13 protein-coding genes are annotated in these 19539 nt (G+C 56.5%); all 13 read left to right on the top strand.

Going from position 1 to position 19539, the window contains the following annotated elements:
• The first annotated feature begins 7 nt into the window (after positions 1-7).
• The 13 genes from ACQG0T_RS16725 to bamB all read left to right on the top strand — a co-directional run bounded on the left by ACQG0T_RS16725 (position 8) and on the right by bamB (position 19525).
• Positions 8-4960, top strand: coding sequence for an alpha-2-macroglobulin family protein (locus ACQG0T_RS16725; RefSeq protein WP_271040387.1), 4953 nt, complete (start codon positions 8-10; stop codon positions 4958-4960).
• 1 nt (position 4961) lies between these two features.
• Positions 4962-7289, top strand: coding sequence for a peptidoglycan glycosyltransferase PbpC (pbpC, locus tag ACQG0T_RS16720; RefSeq protein WP_023295146.1), 2328 nt, complete (start codon positions 4962-4964; stop codon positions 7287-7289).
• Between the two features lie 88 nt (positions 7290-7377).
• Entirely contained in the window at positions 7378-9756 is a 2379-nt protein-coding gene (locus tag ACQG0T_RS16715) for a DMSO/selenate family reductase complex A subunit (RefSeq protein WP_333780081.1), read from the top strand.
• Positions 9753-10382 (top strand): DMSO/selenate family reductase complex B subunit, encoded by a 630-nt coding sequence (locus ACQG0T_RS16710; RefSeq protein ID WP_015572168.1) that lies wholly within the window; start codon positions 9753-9755, stop codon positions 10380-10382. Before ACQG0T_RS16715 ends, ACQG0T_RS16710 begins: the two co-directional genes overlap by 4 nt.
• Entirely contained in the window at positions 10375-11154 is a 780-nt protein-coding gene (locus ACQG0T_RS16705; protein ID WP_017383530.1) for a dimethyl sulfoxide reductase anchor subunit family protein, read from the top strand. The genes ACQG0T_RS16710 and ACQG0T_RS16705 overlap by 8 nt, the downstream gene beginning before the upstream one ends.
• Positions 11154-12029 carry a 4Fe-4S binding protein gene (locus ACQG0T_RS16700; protein ID WP_252051246.1) on the top strand — a complete coding sequence of 292 codons (876 nt, stop codon included), beginning with the start codon at positions 11154-11156 and terminating at the stop codon, positions 12027-12029. The genes ACQG0T_RS16705 and ACQG0T_RS16700 overlap by 1 nt, the downstream gene beginning before the upstream one ends.
• 124 nt (positions 12030-12153) lie before the next feature.
• Positions 12154-12585 (top strand): nucleoside-diphosphate kinase, encoded by a 432-nt coding sequence (gene ndk, locus ACQG0T_RS16695; protein ID WP_003860625.1) that lies wholly within the window; start codon positions 12154-12156, stop codon positions 12583-12585.
• Positions 12586-12732: 147 nt separating this feature from the next.
• On the top strand, positions 12733-13899 hold the full coding sequence (locus ACQG0T_RS16690; RefSeq protein WP_003860623.1) for a bifunctional tRNA (adenosine(37)-C2)-methyltransferase TrmG/ribosomal RNA large subunit methyltransferase RlmN: 1167 nt from the start codon (positions 12733-12735) through the stop codon (positions 13897-13899).
• A gap of 291 nt (positions 13900-14190) precedes the next feature.
• Complete coding sequence (gene rodZ / locus ACQG0T_RS16685; protein WP_032649072.1) at positions 14191-15201, top strand: cytoskeleton protein RodZ; 1011 nt, start codon at positions 14191-14193, stop codon at positions 15199-15201.
• A gap of 26 nt (positions 15202-15227) precedes the next feature.
• Positions 15228-16346, top strand: coding sequence for a flavodoxin-dependent (E)-4-hydroxy-3-methylbut-2-enyl-diphosphate synthase (gene ispG, locus ACQG0T_RS16680; RefSeq protein WP_426723854.1), 1119 nt, complete (start codon positions 15228-15230; stop codon positions 16344-16346).
• Positions 16347-16427: 81 nt separating this feature from the next.
• The gene (gene hisS, locus ACQG0T_RS16675; protein WP_022649001.1) at positions 16428-17702 is read left to right on the top strand and encodes a histidine--tRNA ligase; all 1275 of its coding nucleotides are present in this window, start codon (positions 16428-16430) and stop codon (positions 17700-17702) included.
• A gap of 13 nt (positions 17703-17715) precedes the next feature.
• A complete protein-coding gene (locus tag ACQG0T_RS16670; protein ID WP_017383526.1) occupies positions 17716-18336 on the top strand; it encodes a YfgM family protein in 621 nt (206 codons plus the stop codon).
• Positions 18337-18346: 10 nt separating this feature from the next.
• Positions 18347-19525 carry an outer membrane protein assembly factor BamB gene (gene bamB / locus ACQG0T_RS16665; RefSeq protein ID WP_017383525.1) on the top strand — a complete coding sequence of 393 codons (1179 nt, stop codon included), beginning with the start codon at positions 18347-18349 and terminating at the stop codon, positions 19523-19525.
• Positions 19526-19539 lie beyond the last annotated feature (14 nt).

Below are 19539 nucleotides of genomic sequence, written 5' to 3'. Positions count from 1 at the left end.
ACACAGGATGAAACCGTTTCGCTTAGCTGCGATCTCTCTCGCGCTGCTCACCACCTTTACGCTTGTCGGCTGTGATAACAGCGACGACAAACCTCAGGCCGCTGCCCCCGCAGCGTCTACTGCATCAGAACAGAAAACCCCGGCAAAACCGGATCCTGAAAAGCTGGCTAAGCTGGCCGCGCAGAGTCAGGGCAAGGCGTTGACGCTGCTGGATGCCTCTGAAGTGCAACTCGACGGCGCTGCGACGCTGGTTCTGACCTTCTCTGTACCGCTGGATCCCAGCCAGGATTTTGCGAAAACGGTGCATGTGGTGGATAAAAAAAGCGGCAAAGTGGACGGCGCCTGGGAACTGGCCCCCAATCTGAAAGAGCTGCGCCTGCGCCATCTGGAGCCGAATCGTAATCTGGTCGTCACCGTCGAACGTAATTTGCTGGCGCTGAACAAAGCGACATTCGGCATCGACTATGAAAAAGCGATCACCACCCGGGATGTTGAACCGACGGTCGGATTCGCCAGCCGCGGATCGCTGCTGCCGGGTAAGGTGGTGGAAGGATTGCCGGTGATGGCGCTCAACGTCAACAATGTGGATGTGAACTTCTATCGCGTGAAGCCGGAGTCGCTGGCCTCGTTTGTCAGCCAGTGGGAGTACCGTAACTCGCTGACCAACTGGGAATCTGACAACCTGCTGAAGATGGCGGAACTGGTCTACACCGGCCGTTTCGACCTCAACCCGGCGCGCAATACGCGTGAAAAACTGCTCCTGCCGCTCAAAGATATTAAGCCGCTCCAGCAGTCTGGCGTCTATATCGCCGTGATGAATCAGGCTGGTCACTATAACTACAGTAACGCCGCGACGCTCTTTACCTTAAGTGATATTGGGCTGTCCGCTCACCGTTATCATAACCGCCTGGACATCTTCACCCAGAGTCTTGAAAACGGTGCGGCGCAGTCAGGCGTGACCATTACCCTTCTGAACGATAAAGGGCAGACCCTGGCCGAGGCGAACAGCGACGCCGATGGTCATGCGAAACTGGAAACCGATAAAGAAGCCGCGCTGATCCTGGCCAGTAAAGATGGCCAGACCACGCTTCTTGACCTCAAACTTCCGGCGCTGGATCTGGCGGAGTTTGATATCGCCGGTAACCCGGGTTACAGCAAACAGTTCTTTATGTTTGGCCCGCGCGATCTCTATCGTCCGGGTGAAACGGTGATCCTGAACGGCCTGCTTCGCGACAGCGATGGCAAACCGCTTCCCGATCAGCCGGTAAAACTTGACGTGCTGCGTCCGGACGGACAGGTGGCGCGTACGGTCGTTGTGCAACCTGAGAACGGTCTTTATCGCTTCAACTATCCGCTTGATAGCGGCGCCCAGACCGGCATGTGGCATATTCGCGCGAATACGGGCGATAACCAGCAGCGTATGTGGGATTTCCACGTCGAAGATTTTATGCCTGAGCGTATGGCGCTGAATCTGACCGGGCAAAAAACGCCGGTTTCTCCGCAGGAGGATGTGGACTTTAACGTTGTGGGCTATTACCTGTATGGCGCGCCAGCTAACGGCAATTCTCTGCAAGGCCAGCTTTTCCTGCGTCCGCTACGTGACGCGGTGCCTGCGCTGCCTGGCTTCCAGTTCGGTGATATTGCCGAGGAGAACCTGAGCCGTAGTCTGGATGAAGTGCAGCTTACGCTGGACGAACAGGGGCGTGGGCAGGTTACCACCGAAAGCCAGTGGAAAGAGGCGCACTCGCCGCTGCAACTGATTTTGCAGGCCAGCCTGCTGGAATCAGGTGGGCGTCCGGTAACGCGACGCGCCGAGCAGGCTATCTGGCCTGCGGCTGAACTTCCGGGGATCCGCCCACAGTTCGCCAGCAAGGCCGTTTACGACTACCGTACCGATACCACCGTCAATCAGCCGATTGTCGATGAAAACGGCAACGCCAGCTTTGACATCGTCTATGCCGATGCCAGCGGGACGAAAAAAGCGGTATCTGGTTTGCAGGTGCGTCTGATCCGTGAGCGTCGCGACTACTTCTGGAACTGGTCCGAGAGTGAGGGCTGGCAGTCTCAGTTTGATCAAAAAGATCTGGTTGAGGGCGAGCAGGAGCTAAACCTCAAGGCCGATGAAACCGGTAAAGTCACCTTCCCGGTGGAGTGGGGCTCATACCGTCTGGAAGTGAAAGCCCCTGATGACATGGTCAGCAGCGTGCGCTTCTGGGCGGGGTACAGCTGGCAGGATAACAGCGATGGCACGGGCGCTGCTCGCCCGGATCGTGTGACGCTGAAACTGGACAAGCCATCCTATCAGCCAGGCGATACCATCAACCTGCATATTGCAGCGCCGGCCGCAGGCAAGGGCTATGCAATGATCGAATCCAGCGAAGGACCTCTGTGGTGGAAAGAGATCGACGTGCCAGCAAACGGTCTGGATCTCGCCATTCCGGTGGATAAGGACTGGAAACGTCACGATCTCTATCTCAGCACGCTGGTGGTTCGTCCTGGCGATAAATCCAAATCCGCCACGCCAAAACGGGCGGTTGGCCTGCTGCATCTGCCAATGGGGGACGAAAATCGTCGCCTGAACATCGCACTGGATAACCCGCAAAAAATGCGTCCGAACCAGACGCTTTCTGTGAAAGTGAAAGCCAGCGTAAAAGAGGGGGCTGTGCCACAGAAGGTGAACGTGCTGGTCTCGGCTGTCGATAGCGGCGTGCTGAACATTACCGACTACGTCACGCCAGATCCGTGGGAAGCTTTCTTCGGTCAGAAGCGCTATGGCGCGGACATCTATGATGTTTACGGCCAGGTGATTGAAGGTCAGGGACGTCTGGCCGCACTGCGCTTTGGCGGAGACGGCGATGAACTGAAACGCGGCGGTAAGCCACCGGTGAACCATGTCACCATAATTGCACAGCAGGCGCAGCCGGTTACGCTTGATGCCAACGGCGAAGGCACCATCACGCTGCCGATTGGCGATTTCAACGGCGAACTGCGTCTGATGGCGCAGGCCTGGACGGAAGACGATTTCGGCAGCAGCGAAAGCAAAATCATTGTGGCGGCTCCGATTATCACCGAGCTTAACACGCCGCGATTCCTCGCCAGTGGCGATACCTCCCGCCTGACGCTGGACCTGACTAACCTGACGGACCAGCCGCAAACGCTGAACATTGCGTTAACCGCAACCGGTAAGTTGTCGCTCGAAGGCGCTCAGCCAGAGCCGGTTAAGCTGCCGCCTGGCGCACGTAGCACCCTGTTTATTCCGGTGCGCGCCCTGGAAGGCTATGGTGATGGTGAAGTGACTGCTCAGGTGTCGGGGCTTCAGCTCCCTGGTGAGACGTTTGCGCCGCAGCAGAAGAGCTGGAAAATTGGCGTGCGTCCCGCATTCCCGGCGCAAACGGTGAATACGGGCACGATGCTGAACCCTGGCGAATCCTGGAGTGCACCAGCACAGCATATCAACGGTTTCTCGCCTGCCACGCTACAGGGGCAGCTGTTGCTCAGCGGTAAACCACCTTTAAATCTGGCGCGCTACATTCGTGAACTTCAGGCCTATCCATACGGATGTCTTGAGCAGACCACCAGCGGCCTGTTCCCGTCGCTTTACACCAACGCGGCACAACTTAAGGCACTGGGTATTAAAGGCGATACCGACGATAAACGCCGTGCGGCCATTGATATCGGGATCTCCCGTCTGCTGCAAATGCAGCGTGACGATGGCGGTTTTGCCTTGTGGGATAAAAACGGCCCGGAAGAGTACTGGCTGACCGCCTATGTCACGGACTTCCTGGTGCGGGCAGGGGAGCAGGGTTACAGCGTGCCTGCCGAGGCAGTGAATAACGCCAACAGCCGACTGCTGCGCTATTTACAGGATCCGGGGATGATGTCCATCCGCTACAGCGACGACACCCAGGCCAGCAAATTTGCTGTTCAGGCGTACGCTTCGCTGGTGCTGGCTCGTCAGCAAAAAGCGCCGCTCGGTGCGCTGCGTGAAATCTGGGAGCGCCACGCTCAGGCTGCTTCCGGGCTTCCGTTGATGCAGCTGGGCATGGCACTCAAACTGATGGGGGATGCACCGCGCAGCCAGCAGGCGCTGGATCTGGCTCTCAAAACTCCCCGTAACGACAACCGAAACTGGATGGCGGATTACGGCAGCCAGCTGCGTGATAATGCCCTGATGCTCTCCCTGCTGGAAGAGTACAAGCTGCTGCCGGATGCGCAAAACAGGCTGCTGAACGCGTTATCTGAAGACGCGTTCAGCCAGCGCTGGCTGTCTACCCAGGAGAGCAATGCGCTGTTCATGGCCGGACGTTCACTGCAAACCTTGTCAGGCGCGTGGACGGCAACGACCAGCCTCTCTGAACAGACCCAGAGCAGTGATAAAGCGCAGGTAGAAAACCTGAACGGCGACCAGCTTGATGCCTTGCAGGTGACGAATATCGGCACTACGCCGCTGTGGGTACGACTGGACACGACTGGCTATCCGGAGTACGCGCCTCAGCCATCCTCTAATGTCTTGCAGATTGAACGTCATATCCTGGCGACAGACGGCAGCAGCAAGTCGCTCTCTTCTCTGAAGAGCGGTGAGCTGGTTCTGGTGTGGCTGGAGGTGAAGGCCAGCCAGAACGTGCCGGATGCGCTGGTGGTGGATCTGCTCCCGGCAGGTATGGAGCTGGAAAACCAGAATCTGGCGAGCAGCAGCGCCAGCTTGCAGGACAGCGGCAGTGAAGTGCAAAACCTGCTGAATCAGATGCAACAGTCTGATATTCAGCACATGGAATTCCGCGACGATCGCTTTGTGGCCGCGGTGCCGGTCAATGAAGGTCAGCCGGTCACGCTGGTTTACCTGGCCCGTGCCGTTACGCCGGGAACCTACCAGGTGCCTGTTCCGATGGTCGAGTCCATGTATGTTCCGCAGTGGCGGGCAACGGGGGCGGCCAGTGGCCCGCTGATCGTTGTTCCGTAAGATGCGGATAGCACGCCTGATTCGCTCCCGCTGGCTGTGGCTGGCGGGAGCGCTTCTCGTTTCAGGGGGGCTGATTGTCGTCGCTGACCGCGTGTGGCCGTTGCCCCTGAAAGAGGTCAACCCAGCGCGAGTGGTGGTGGATGAGCAGGGTGTTCCGCTGTGGCGTTTTGCCGACAGCGAAGGCATCTGGCGCTATCCGGTTACCATTGAAGAGGTTTCCCCACGCTATCTTGAGGCGCTGATCCAGTATGAAGATCGCTGGTTCTGGGATCACCCGGGCGTCAATCCGCTTTCTGTACTGCGTGCCGCCTGGCAGGATCTCACCTCCGGGAGAGTGGTTTCCGGCGGGAGCACGCTTACCATGCAGGTGGCGCGCCTGCTGGATCCGCATCCGCGTACCTTTGGCGGTAAAATTCGTCAGCTGTGGCGGGCGATGCAGCTGGAGTGGCATCTCTCCAAGCGTGAAATCCTGACGCTGTATCTTAACCGTGCCCCGTTTGGCGGCACGTTGCAGGGCGTGGGCGCGGCAAGCTGGACTTACCTTGGCAAACCGCCGTCTCAGCTGAGCTATTCCGACGCGGCGCTGCTGGCAGTGCTGCCGCAGGCACCCAGCCGTCTGCGCCCGGACCGCTGGCCGGAACGTGCCGAAGCGGCGCGGAACAAAGTGCTCGACCGTATGCTGACTCAGGGTGTCTGGTCTGAGAAGCAGGTGAAAGAGTCCCGTGAAGAGCCGGTCTGGCTGGCTCCCCGGCAGATGCCGCAGCTGGCACCGCTCTTTTCCCGCATGATGCTGAGTAAAAGTCGTGACACAAAAATAGTCACCACGCTGGATGCAGCTTTGCAACGACAGCTTGAAGAGCTGGCAATGAACTGGAAATCACGCCTGCCCGCCCGTAGTTCGCTGGCGATGATCGTCGTGGATCATACATCCATGAAAGTGCGTGGCTGGGTAGGCTCGGTAGATATCAATGATGACAGCCGTTTCAGCCACGTGGATATGGTCAATGCGATCCGATCGCCGGGATCGGTCCTCAAGCCATTCATCTATGGCATGGCGCTGGACGATGGTCTGATCCATCCCGCTTCGTTATTGCAGGATGTGCCAAGAAAAACGGGGGATTATCGTCCGGGCAACTTTGACAGCGGCTTCCATGGGCCGGTCAGTATGAGCGAAGCCCTGGTGCGTTCCCTCAACCTGCCTGCGGTGCAGGTTCTGGAAGCGTACGGCCCAAAACGTTTTGCCGGAATGCTGAGCAACGCGGGATTACCGCTCATTCTGCCTGCGGGGGCACAGCCCAACCTCTCTCTGATCCTGGGGGGCGCAGGCGCACGCCTGGCTGATATCGCTGCCGCCTATAGCGCCTTTGCGCGTCAGGGTAAGGCGGGCCGGCTGCGTTTACAGCCGGGCGATCCGCTGATCGAACGTCCGCTGCTGTCGCAGGGGGCGGCGTGGATCATTCGACGCATTCTCGCTAATGAAGCACAGCCCCTGCCGGACAGTGCGTTGCCCCAGGTTGCGCCGCTGGCGTGGAAAACGGGCACCAGCTATGGCTACCGGGATGCCTGGGCCATCGGCCTGAATGCCCGGTATGTCATTGGAATCTGGACCGGACGCCCGGACGGCACGCCCGTTGCCGGGCAGTTTGGTTTCGCCAGCGCGGTACCGCTCCTGAATCAGGTCAATAACATGCTTCAGTCCCGCTCGATGGTGGATGAAGCGCGCCTGCCGCGCGATCCGCGTCCTGCAAGCGTAGGACGGGGCGTGATTTGCTGGCCGGGGGGCCAGTCCCTGCCTGAAGGGAGCGAAAACTGTCGGCGTCGGCTGTCAACCTGGCTGCTAGAAGGCAGTGAACCGCCTACGCTGTTGCTGCCGGAACAGGAAGGTATTCGCGGGATCCGTTTCCCGGTCTGGCTGGATAAAGAAGGCAAACGCGTTGCGGCGGATTGTCCTGATGCGACAGAGAAAGTGCTGGATGTCTGGCCGCTACCGCTGGAGCCCTGGCTGCCTGCTGCTGAAAAACGGGCTGCTCGTCTTCCCGCCCGTTCAGCTATTTGCCCTCCGCTGGATAACCATAATGCGGCGCCGATGATGTTGTCAGGCGTCAGAGAAGGGGCGGTAATTAAACGTCTTCCGGGTGAGAAAAATATGACCCTTAACGTTTCAACCAGCGGCGGGGAGGGACAACGATGGTGGTTTTTGAATGGCGAACCGCTGGACGGGCATCAGAAGAATTATTCACTGCAATTATATTTGCCGGGTAAATATCAATTAATTGTATTAGATGAAACAGGACAAACGGCGACAGTGAATTTTGAATTAGATCGCTAAGTATTACCCCTCAAGAGTTAGCTTGATAATTATCAATATTCGTTCCTGAAAAAAAACGAGAATGCGTTTTTATTTGAAGGAACGAGCAATGAAAAAAAATAAACATCAGGGAGAAGGGCTTATTCCCGCCATATCCCGGCGTCAGTTTATTCAGGCAGGGTCGGCGCTCGCCGCCCTGCCGTTTGTCGTCAAAACCGGCAAAGTACAGGCACAGGGCGCGGCGGTTTCAGACGCTACGCCTGAAGAAAAAGTGGTGCAAACCTGTAGTACGTTTGACTGCGGCGGCAAATGTGATATTCGTGCTCACGTCAGTGATGGCGTTGTGACCCGAATTTCAACGCGTCCGGATAACGCGCTGGATCCGCAGATGCCAGTAATGCGCGCCTGCGTTCGTGGTCGGGCTTATCGGAAATTTGTTTATCACCCCGATCGACTGAAATATCCAATGAAACGCGTAGGTAAACGTGGCGAAGGAAAATTTGAGCGTATTACCTGGGATGAAGCCACCACCCTCATTGCGAATCAATTAAAAACTATTACGCAAAAATACGGTGCTGCGTCACGCTATGTTCATGTGGGCACCGCGGTGTCCGGCGGGACCTTTTCCGGCGATAAAATGGTTCGTCGTCTGCTCAACTTAACCGGCGGCTATCTCGAAAGCTATCACTCGGTCAGTATGGGTAACACGGCGGCGGCAACGCCGTATACCTATGGCACCGCCGCCAGCGGCAGCTCTCTGGACACGCTGCTGGATACCAAACTGGTCATTCTCTGGGGGCATAACCCGACGGAAACCATCTTCGGGCACAGCAACCACTTCTACCAGAAGATGAAGCAAAACGGCACGCGCTTCATTGTTGTCGACCCACGCTATTCCGATACGGTTTCCTCCCTTGCCGATCAGTGGATCCCGCTGCTTCCCACGACAGACAACGCCCTGATGGACGCGATGATGTATGTGATCGTCACGGAGAATCTGCACGATCGCGACTTTATTCAACGCTACACCCTGGGCTTTGACGAAGACGCCATGCCAGAGGGCGTTCCGGCCAATGAATCCCTGATGGCTTATCTGAGCGGTGCAAAGGATGGCGTGGCGAAAACGCCTGAGTGGGCAGAGAAAATCACCCACGTGCCTGCACAAACTATTCGTCAGCTGGCGCGTGACTACGCAACCACCAAACCCGCCGCGCTGATCCAGGGCTGGGGACCGCAGCGTCACAACTGCGGCGAGCGCACCGCGCGCGGCTCGACGATACTGGCCACGCTAACGGGTAACGTCGGGGTGAAAGGCGGCTGGGCAGCAGGCTATGGCGGCTGCGCAAACCGCAAATTTGCGGCCGGGTCAGAGATGCCGGACAACCCGGTCAACGCCAAAATTTCGGTCATGAACTGGGTGCAGGCCGCGGATGATGCTTCTAAGGTAACCGCGGAAGATGGCCTGAAGGATGCTGAGAAGCTGGACAGCAATATCCGCATCCTGTTCTCGCTGGCGGGCAATTATCTGGCTAACCAGAACCCGGATCTTCATCAGGCAACCCGTGTCCTGGAAGACGAGTCGAAAATCGAGTTTATCGTCGCAAGCGATCTGTTTATGACGCCGAGCGCCAGATACGCCGACCTGCTTTTGCCGGAAACCAGCTTCATGGAACGCTGGAATATCGGCGAAACCTGGGGCACGGCAAGCTATCTGATCCTGTCAGAAAAGCTGATTGAACCTGAATTTGAACGCCGTTCAGACTACGACTGGCTGCGGGAGGTCGCTGCTAAGCTTGGCGTCGAGCCAGCGTTCAGCGAGGGCCGTGACGAAAAAGCGTGGATTGAGCACATCTGGGAGCAGACGCGGCTGTCCATGCCGGATGAAAAACTGCCGGACTTCGCGACGCTACAGAAGACGCGTCAGCATCTTTTCAAAAGCGCGCCGTACGTTGCCTTTGAAGACAACATTCGCGATCCGCAGAATCATCCGTTCCCGACGCCGTCCGGAAAAATTGAGATCTTCTCGAAGCGTCTGTACGACATGCATCACCCGGAAATTCCGGCGCTGTCGCACTACGTGCCAGCCCATGAAGGGCCGGAAGACGAGCTGGCGAAAACCTTCCCGCTTCAGCTGATCACCTGGAAAGGGAAAAACCGCGCTAACTCCACCCAGTACGCCAACCCGTGGTTAATTGAGGCGCAGCAGCAAAAGCTGTGGATCAACCCGCAGGATGCGCAAAAGCGCGGCATTGCGCAGGGGGATACCGTGCGTATTCATAACGCGCGCGGCATTTGCGAGATCCCGGCGGAGGTCACGCCGCGCATCATTCCAGGCGTGGTGGCCATGCAGGCAGGCGCCTGGTGGCAGCCGGACGCGCAGGGTATCGATAAAGGCGGCTGCGCAAACGTGCTCAGTTCCGCCCGTATTACCGCGCTTGCGAAAGGGAATTCCCATCAAACCATGCTGGTGGAGGTAGCTAAAGCATGAGTCAGTTTAAACATTACGCACCGGTGAGCGACAAACAGCTGGGTTTTTATATCGACTCTTCTCGCTGCTCGGGCTGCAAGGCATGCCAGGTGGCGTGCAAAGATAAAAACAACCTTGAGGTCGGACGTCGTTTCCGTCGCGTTTATGAAGTCAACGGCGGGAGTTTTATCCCGACCGGGCAGGGCGGCGTCAGCAACAACGTTTTTGCCTACACGCTCTCTATTTCCTGTAACCACTGCGCAGACCCTGTCTGCACCAAAAACTGTCCAACCACCGCGATGCATAAGCGTCCGGGGGACGGCATTGTGCGCGTTGATACTGATAAGTGTGTCGGCTGCGGCTACTGCGCATGGTCTTGCCCTTACGGCGCGCCACAGCTCAACGAGCAGACCGGGCAGATGTCCAAATGTGATTTCTGCGTGGATCTCCAGGCGAAGGGAGAGCAGCCCGTCTGTGTGGCAACCTGTCCACTCGAAGCGATTAAATTCGGGCCGATTGATGAACTGCGGGCGAAGTATGGTGCGGTCTGTGATGTGAAAGGCTTGCCTGATTCCTCCATCACCAAACCAAACCTGGTGATCAAAGCGCATCAGGGCGCAGAGAAAGAGGGGAAACGTCATGCATGAGTTACCGCTGCTGATTTTTACGCTGTTCCTGCAAGGATCGGTGGGCGTTACGCTGTGGCTGGCGTTCGGAAGCACGCAACGCAGCGCGCTGCTGCCGGCAGCCGGAGCGTTTGTGCTGGCGAGTCTGGGGCTGCTCGCCTCCGCGCTGCACATGGGCTATCCGCTTAATGCTCTTAACGCGCTGCGCCACGTATCCAGCTCCTGGCTGAGTCGTGAGATTATCTTTGCCAGTCTTTATCTTGCGGCGCTTGGCTTCGCAACGCTGCTGATGTTTGTCAAAAAGCCAGGCTGGAAGCCACTGTTGGTTGTGGCAGGTCTGGTTGGTTTAGTCGACGTGTTCTGCATGGCGCAGATCTACATGCACGCATCCGTGGTGACATGGCAGCACGTAAACACTCTGGTGCTGTTTATCGGTTCGGTGGGGATTATCGGCTCAGCCTGCATGGCCGTTGGGACGCGTACTCAGACAACCGTGCGTGCGGCGGTTGTCATTATTACGCTGGTGGTGCTTGTGCGTCTGGTGATGCAGCCCGTCTGGCTGGCAGATATTACGGCTATGGACAACACCGTGGTGACGTTCCCTCACGCACCGCTACAGATGCTGGAGCAACTGCGAACCGTTCATCTGCTGAGCTGGTGCGTATCCGTTGCGGGTATGCTGTGCTTTGCTGCGGGCGGTCTGAAAGCGGCGCGATCTCCCATGCTGCTGGGAAGCGCATTGCTGATTGTCGGTGAGCTGATGCTGCGCTTCGTTTTCTTCAGTATTGGCTGATGGGCGGATTGACCTTTGCCCCGGCGATGGACGTGACGCATGCGTGCGTCCGTCACCGTTTTCGCCACGCTTCCTGCCTCGCCTGCGCGGACGTCTGTCCTGTGCAGGCTTTTTCTTTTACCGACTCAAGCGTCTCGGTTGATGACAGCCGCTGTATTGAATGCGGTGACTGCCTGTTCGTCTGCCCCGCTGAGGCCATCACCGGCATCACGCCGCGAAAACGCTTTCTGTGTGGCGATACGCTTGTTGGGCCGTTTACTGACCGTGCGCCAGGGGTGAATGAGCTTCTGCTGTGGCACGCGCAGTACCACGTTCGTTTTATCAGTATCGACGCGGAGCAGAATCCTGACTGGTTGCTGGCGATTGCCCGGCTGAATCTGGCGCTTCGCCGACGCGGTGAAGCGGCGTGGGCGTTTAAATATATACCCGTCAACGAGGTTAATACCGCCCGGCGTGTGCTGATGCACGTTCCCCGAGAGGATGTCCAGGCCTGTAGCGTCGTGCCCGGTCAGCGTAAACTGCGCAGGGCGTTTTCTGCGTTTAGCGAGGCAGAGATAACTCTCGATGCCAAATCCTGCATACTGTGCGGCGCGTGCTGGCGAAGTTGTACGGAAAACGCGATTCGGTTTGAGAACGCTGAACTGGTCGTGGAAACCGGACGCTGTACGGGGTGCGGCGGCTGCGAAGCGGTATGCCAGCATGCGGCGATAAACGTGACGCAAACAGACGGGGTAGGGAAAAGCGTGACCATACCGGCATATGAAGCCGTTTGCCTGACGTGCCACCGTCATTTCTGGTCATTTACGTCTGATGAAAAGCAGTGTCCGCTCTGTTTTCATCATCAACACGGTATGCGAAATACGAGCTGTTGCTAATCTTCGTCTCATTTTAAAAAAATGTTATGCATAACCATAGGCAATGGCGCTATTGCTCTTTATAATCCGCGCCACACCATACTCAGGTATGCAAAAACAACAGAACATTTTACAGAGGTTATCAATGGCTATTGAACGTACTTTTTCCATCATCAAACCAAACGCGGTGGCAAAAAACGTTATTGGCAGCATCTTCGCTCGCTTTGAATCAGCAGGGTTTAAGATCGTTGGCACCAAAATGCTGCACCTGACCGTTGAGCAGGCTCGCGGTTTTTACGCTGAGCACGAAGGTCGCCCATTCTTTGATGGTCTGGTCGAGTTCATGACCTCTGGCCCAATCGTGGTATCCGTACTGGAAGGCGAAAACGCGGTACAGCGTCACCGCGATCTGCTGGGTGCAACCAACCCGGACAACGCGCTGGCAGGTACTCTGCGCGCCGACTATGCAGACAGCTTCACCGAGAACGGCACCCACGGTTCCGACTCTGTTGAATCTGCTGCGCGCGAAATCGCGTTCTTCTTCGCTGAAGGCGAAGTGTGCCCGCGCACTCGCTAATAATTTCGTAAATGCCGCGTGCAAACGTGGCATCCCTGCGCCAGACTTTGTACAATGCAACGCCCCGGACGAGCAGACTGCTTACCGGGGCGTTTCTTTTCAACCCACCAAGGGCCACAACGTGTAACAACGAGGCCGGAAAAAATTATGTCTGAATTAGTGAATACCTCCGAAGTCGCCATTCCTGCGGTTCCCAATAAAAATGGAAAAATTAACCTGCTGGACCTGAACCGTCAGCAGATGCGCGAGTTCTTTAAAGAGATGGGCGAGAAGCCATTTCGTGCCGATCAGGTCATGAAATGGATGTACCACTATTGCAGCGACAACTTTGATGACATGACGGACATCAACAAAGTGCTGCGCAATAAGCTTAAAGAAGTGGCGGAAATCCGCGCACCGGAAGTGGTGGAAGAGCAGCGCTCTTCAGATGGCACCATCAAGTGGGCCATTGCCGTTGGCGATCAGCGCGTTGAAACCGTGTATATCCCGGAAGACGATCGCGCCACGCTGTGCGTCTCTTCTCAGGTGGGCTGTGCGCTGGAGTGCAAATTCTGCTCTACGGCGCAGCAGGGCTTTAACCGTAACCTGCGCGTGTCGGAAATTATCGGCCAGGTCTGGCGTGCGGCGAAAATTGTGGGCGCGGCGAAAGTCACCGGTACACGTCCAATCACCAACGTGGTGATGATGGGGATGGGTGAACCGCTGCTCAACCTGACCAACGTCGTTCCGGCGATGGAAATTATGCTCGACGATTTCGGTTTTGGTCTGTCCAAGCGCCGCGTTACGCTCTCTACTTCCGGCGTTGTGCCTGCGCTGGACAAACTGGGCGACATGATTGACGTTGCGCTGGCCATCTCCCTTCACGCGCCAAACGACGCCATCCGTGACGAAATTGTGCCGATCAACAAAAAGTACAATATCGAAACCTTCCTGGCTGGCGTGCGCCGTTACCTGGAGAAATCCAACGCTAACCAGGGCCGCGTGACCATTGAATACGTGATGCTGGATCATGTTAACGACGGTACCGAGCATGCACACGAGCTGGCTGAACTGCTGAAAGATACGCCATGTAAGATCAACCTGATCCCATGGAACCCGTTCCCGGGCGCGCCGTATGGCCGTAGCTCGAACAGCCGTATCGATCGCTTCTCAAAAGTGCTGATGGAGTATGGTTTCACCACCATCGTCCGTAAAACGCGTGGTGACGATATCGACGCAGCCTGTGGTCAGCTGGCGGGTGACGTTATTGACCGTACCAAACGTACGCTGCGTAAGCGTATGCAGGGTGAGTCAATCGCGGTTAAAACCGTTTGATTATTATGCAGACACGGCGCGTTTTTTGCGCCGTGAAGCATTAATTTACTGAATATTCAGTCACAATCATTATGACTGATTAATAATTACGGTGCGTTTCATACGACTTTCGGGCAGTATGTAACGACGTAACAACAGTTTAGCGTGAAGGCCTGCCAGCGCTGTCATCTGCGGCCCGACAGTCTTATACTGTTTGTTCCAGGTTAACTGACCTAAAGTTTCGCGGTGCGGGTGGCATTGTGACTCACCGGCACCTGAACCCTTATTTTCACGTACCAGTAGTTGTAGCGAATGAATACTGAAGCCACTCACGATCAAAATGCAGCACTCTCCACTGGCGTTCGTCTTCGCAACGCCCGTGAACAACTCGGACTCAGCCAGCAAGCCGTTGCAGAACGCCTGTGCCTGAAGGTTTCCACCGTTCGCGATATTGAAGAAGATAAGGCACCCGCCGATCTGGCTTCAACGTTTCTGCGCGGTTATATCCGTTCTTACGCCAAACTGGTTCATATCCCTGAAGACGAATTACTGCCGATGATGGAGAAGCAGGCGCCTGTGCGTGCGGCAAAAGTTGCGCCGATGCAGAGCTTCTCTCTGGGTAAACGTCGTAAAAAACGCGATGGCTGGCTGATGAGCTTTACCTGGCTGGTCCTGTTCGTGGTTGTCGGCCTGACGGGCGCATGGTGGTGGCAAAACCACAAAGCGCAGCAGGAAGAGATCACGACGATGGCCGATCAGTCCTCCGCTGAGCTCAATCAGTCTGGTAATAACGGCGCGCAAAGCGTGCCGCTGAGCACCGAAGGAGCTGCGACCTCCAGCGAACCTCAGGCGGCAGCAAGCAGCACGCCTGCAACCGAGCCAGCGACGACGCCAGAAGCGACGGCGAATACTGCACCAGCCACCCAGGCCCAGGATCAAAACGCGGTCGTATCACCTTCACAGGCCAATGTTGATACCGCCCCTGCGGCAACGGCACCGGCAGATAACACCGCGGCGTCACTGCCAACTGACCCGGCGGGTACGGCGGCACCTGCCGTTGACCCGAATGCGCTGGTGATGAATTTCACGGCGGATTGCTGGCTGGAAGTGACTGATGCGACAGGTAAAAAGCTGTTCAGCGGCCTGCAACGTAAAGATGGCACGTTAAATCTAACGGGCCAGGCACCTTACAAGCTTAAAATCGGCGCACCGGCAGCGGTACAGATCCAGTATCAAGGAAAACCTGTCGATCTGAGCCGCTTTATCAGAACTAACCAGGTTGCGCGTCTTACCGTTAATGCCGAACAATCAGCAGCACAGTAACAGACGGGCAATGCGGGAGATTTTACATGCATAACCAGGCTCCTATTCAACGTAGAAAATCGAAACGGATTTACGTTGGGAACGTGCCAGTCGGCGATGGGGCGCCTATCGCCGTCCAGTCGATGACCAATACGCGTACTACGGATGTAGAAGCGACGGTCAATCAAATCAAAGCATTAGAACGCGTAGGCGCGGACATTGTTCGCGTCTCTGTACCGACCATGGATGCCGCCGAGGCGTTCAAACTGATCAAGCAGCAGGTGAGCGTTCCGCTGGTTGCCGATATTCACTTCGATTACCGTATCGCGCTGAAAGTCGCTGAATATGGTGTCGATTGCCTGCGTTTTAACCCAGGCAACATCGGCAACGAAGAGCGCATTCGCATGGTGGTTGACTGCGCCCGCGACAAAAACATTCCAATCCGTATCGGCGTGAACGCTGGCTCTCTGGAAAAAGATCTCCAGGAAAAGTACGGTGAGCCGACGCCGCAGGCGCTGCTCGAATCCGCAATGCGTCACGTCGATCATCTGGATCGCCTTAACTTCGATCAGTTTAAAGTGAGCGTGAAAGCGTCTGACGTCTTCCTGGCCGTTGAATCGTATCGTCTGCTGGCAAAACAGATCGATCAGCCGCTCCACCTTGGGATCACCGAGGCGGGCGGTCTGCGAAGCGGTTCGGTAAAATCGGCGATTGGTCTCGGCCTGCTGCTCTCTGAAGGCATCGGCGACACGTTACGCGTCTCCCTGGCCGCCGATCCGGTGGAAGAGATCAAAGTCGGTTTCGACATCCTGAAATCACTGCGTATCCGCGCGCGTGGGATCAACTTCATTGCCTGCCCAACCTGTTCACGTCAGGAGTTTGACGTGATCGGCACCGTGAATGCTCTGGAGCAGCGCCTGGAAGACATCATTACCCCGATGGACGTTTCCATCATCGGCTGCGTGGTGAACGGTCCGGGTGAAGCGCTGGTGTCCACGCTGGGCGTGACCGGCGGTAACAAGAAAAGTGGTCTCTATGAAGATGGCGTTCGTAAAGATCGTCTGGATAATAGTGATATGATCGACCAGCTCGAAGCCCGGATTCGCGCGAAAGCGACGATGATGGACGAAGCGAAGCGCATCAGCGTTCAGCAGGTTGAAAAATAACGTGATGGGAAGCAGGCTGCTTCCCATGTATGATTGAACCCATTCTTTGGGTTCTTTTTTGTATATAGAAAGAGAATAAACGTGGCAAAAAACATTCAAGCCATCCGCGGCATGAACGATTATCTGCCTGGCGAAACCGCCATCTGGCAGCGCATTGAAGGCACACTGAAGCAGGTGCTCGGCAGCTACGGTTACAGCGAAATTCGTTTGCCGATTGTAGAGCAGACCCCGTTATTCAAACGCGCGATCGGCGAAGTAACCGACGTGGTTGAAAAAGAGATGTACACCTTTGAGGACCGCAACGGCGACAGCCTGACCCTGCGTCCTGAGGGGACGGCGGGTTGCGTACGCGCCGGCATCGAACATGGTCTCCTGTACAATCAGGAGCAGCGCCTGTGGTATATCGGCCCGATGTTCCGCCACGAACGTCCGCAAAAAGGCCGCTACCGTCAGTTCAACCAGCTTGGCGTGGAAGTGTTTGGTCTGCAAGGACCAGATATCGATGCTGAACTGATTATGCTTACTGCCCGCTGGTGGCGTGCGCTCGGTATTTCTGAGCACGTTTCCCTGGAGCTGAACTCTATCGGTTCTCTGGAAGCGCGTGCGAACTATCGCGATGCGCTGGTGGCGTTCCTGGAACAGCACAAAGAGAAGCTCGACGAAGACTGTAAGCGTCGTATGTACAGCAACCCGCTGCGCGTACTCGATTCCAAAAATCCTGACGTACAGGCGCTGCTGAACGATGCGCCAGCGCTGGGTGACTACCTGGATGAGGATTCCCGCGAACACTTTGCCGGCCTGTGCAAGCTGCTTGAAGCGGCGGGCATTGCTTATACCGTTAACCAGCGTCTGGTGCGCGGTCTGGACTACTACAACCGCACCGTATTTGAGTGGGTCACCACCAGCCTCGGTTCGCAGGGCACCGTCTGTGCCGGCGGTCGTTATGACGGTCTGGTCGAACAACTGGGTGGTCGCGCAGCACCGGCTGTAGGCTTCGCGATGGGCCTTGAGCGACTTGTTTTGCTGGTTCAGGCAGTTAATCCGGAATTTAAAGCCGATCCTGTTGTCGATATATACCTGGTGGCCTCAGGTGCGGATACGCAGTCTGCGGCGATGCAGCTTGCCGAACGCGTGCGCGATGCGCTGCCGGACGTTAAGCTGATGACCAACCACGGCGGCGGCAACTTTAAAAAACAGTTTGCTCGTGCCGATAAGTGGGGCGCAAGTATCGCACTGGTGCTGGGTGAGTCCGAAGTGGCCAACGGCGAAGTGGTAGTCAAAGACCTGCGCTCTGGTGAGCAAACTACGGTAACGCAGGATGGCGTTGCGGCGCACTTGCGCACTCTATTGGGCTAAGGAGAAGGACTGCGTGGAAATTTACGAGAACGAACACGACCAGGTTGATGCGGTTAAGCGCTTCTTTGCTGAAAACGGCAAGGCACTGGTTGTAGGGGTTATTTTAGGTGTTGGTGCGCTGGTAGGCTGGCGTTACTGGAACAATCATCAGGCTGACTCTGCTCGCGGTTCGTCCCTGAACTACGAAAATACCGTTAGCGCAATCCGTGCCGATCAGCCGCAAACGCTGACGGCTGCGGAGAAATTTGCCGCTGACAACAAAAACACCTACGGCGCGCTGGCTGCGCTGGAAGTGGCTCAGCAGTATGTTGATAAAAACGAACTGGACAAAGCCGCTGCGCAACTGTCTCAGGGGCTTGCTGCTGCCAGTGACGAAAATCTGAAAGCGGTGATCAATCTGCGTCTGGCGCGTATCCAGGTTCAGCAGAAAAAAGCCGACGACGCGCTGAAAACGCTTGATACCATCAAAGGCGAAGGCTTTGCCGCTATTGTTGCTGATCTTCGCGGTGAAGCACTGCTGAGTAAAGGTGATAAAGCGGGCGCGCGTAAAGCGTGGCAAGCTGGTGTGGATAGTAAAGCTTCACCTGCGCTGAGCGAAATGATGCAGATGAAAATAAATAATTTGTCCGTCTGAGAGGGACCCAATGCAATTGCGTAAATTACTTCTGCCAGGACTGCTTTCTGTTACGTTATTGAGTGGTTGTTCACTGTTCAGTGGCGAAGAAGACGTTGTTAAAATGTCCCCGCTGCCGACGGTTGAAAACCAGTTCACCCCATCCACCGCCTGGGACACCTCCGTGGGTGATGGTATTGGCGATTTTTATTCCAACCTGCACCCGGCATTTGCTGACGGCGTTGTCTATGCGGCCGATCGCAAAGGCACCGTTAAAGCGCTGAACGCTGATGACGGAAAAGAAGTGTGGTCCATTAACCTGGCGGAAAAAGACGGCTGGTTCTCCCGTAAACCTGCACTGCTTTCTGGCGGCCTGACCGTTGCTGGCGGTCACGTGTATGTGGGCAGCGAAAAAGCGCAGGTTTACGCGCTGAATGCCAGCGACGGTTCGGTTGCATGGCAGACCACCGTTGCCGGTGAATCCTTGTCGCGTCCGGTTGTCAGCGACGGCCTGGTGCTGATCCATACCAGCAACGGCCAGTTGCAGGCGCTGAACGAAGCCGATGGTCTGGTAAAATGGACGGTTAACCTGGATATGCCAGCGCTGTCTCTGCGTGGCGAATCTGCTCCGGCGACCGCCTTTGGCGCCGCCATTGTGGGCGGTGACAACGGCCGTGTCAGCGCGGTACTGATGCAGCAGGGCCAGATGATCTGGCAGCAGCGTATTTCCCAGGCGACCGGTTCAACTGAAATTGACCGTCTGAGTGACGTGGACACCACGCCAGTTATCGTCGACGGTGTGGTTTACGCGCTGGCGTACAACGGCAACCTGACGGCGCTGGACCTGCGTAGCGGCCAGATCATGTGGAAACGTGAGCTGGGTTCCGTGAACGATTTCATCGTCGACGGCAACCGTATTTATATGGTGGATCAGAACGACCGTCTGCTGGCGCTGAGCACCGAAGGTGGCGTGACGCTGTGGACGCAGAGCGATCTGCTGCACCGTCTGCTGACCGCACCGGCACTGTATAACGGCAGCCTGGTGGTGGGCGACAGCGAAGGCTATATGCACTGGATCGATCCAGAGAATGGTCGCTTCGTGGCACAGCAGAAAGTGGATAGCTCAGGCTTCCTGACGGAGCCCGTTGTGGCTGACGGCAAACTGCTGATTCAGGCAAAAGACGGCACGCTGTACGCGATCACGCGTTAATTACACGGCGGTTG

It is taken from the genome of Enterobacter cloacae complex sp. 302F9 (genome assembly GCF_050030335.1).
In the GTDB taxonomy this organism is placed as follows: domain Bacteria; phylum Pseudomonadota; class Gammaproteobacteria; order Enterobacterales; family Enterobacteriaceae; genus Enterobacter; species Enterobacter hormaechei_C.
This window is presented reverse-complemented; position numbering and strand designations above follow the sequence as displayed.

Coding starts and splice junctions, on each gene's coding strand:
- ACQG0T_RS16690 (WP_003860623.1), top strand. CDS start 12,733: ATGTCTGAATTAGTGAATACCTCCGAAGTCGCCATTCCTGCGGTTCCC.
- ndk (WP_003860625.1), top strand. CDS start 12,154: ATGGCTATTGAACGTACTTTTTCCATCATCAAACCAAACGCGGTGGCA.
- rodZ (WP_032649072.1), top strand. CDS start 14,191: ATGAATACTGAAGCCACTCACGATCAAAATGCAGCACTCTCCACTGGC.
- ACQG0T_RS16710 (WP_015572168.1), top strand. CDS start 9,753: ATGAGTCAGTTTAAACATTACGCACCGGTGAGCGACAAACAGCTGGGT.
- ispG (WP_426723854.1), top strand. CDS start 15,228: ATGCATAACCAGGCTCCTATTCAACGTAGAAAATCGAAACGGATTTAC.
- ACQG0T_RS16700 (WP_252051246.1), top strand. CDS start 11,154: ATGGGCGGATTGACCTTTGCCCCGGCGATGGACGTGACGCATGCGTGC.
- ACQG0T_RS16705 (WP_017383530.1), top strand. CDS start 10,375: ATGCATGAGTTACCGCTGCTGATTTTTACGCTGTTCCTGCAAGGATCG.
- pbpC (WP_023295146.1), top strand. CDS start 4,962: ATGCGGATAGCACGCCTGATTCGCTCCCGCTGGCTGTGGCTGGCGGGA.
- ACQG0T_RS16715 (WP_333780081.1), top strand. CDS start 7,378: ATGAAAAAAAATAAACATCAGGGAGAAGGGCTTATTCCCGCCATATCC.
- bamB (WP_017383525.1), top strand. CDS start 18,347: ATGCAATTGCGTAAATTACTTCTGCCAGGACTGCTTTCTGTTACGTTA.
- ACQG0T_RS16725 (WP_271040387.1), top strand. CDS start 8: ATGAAACCGTTTCGCTTAGCTGCGATCTCTCTCGCGCTGCTCACCACC.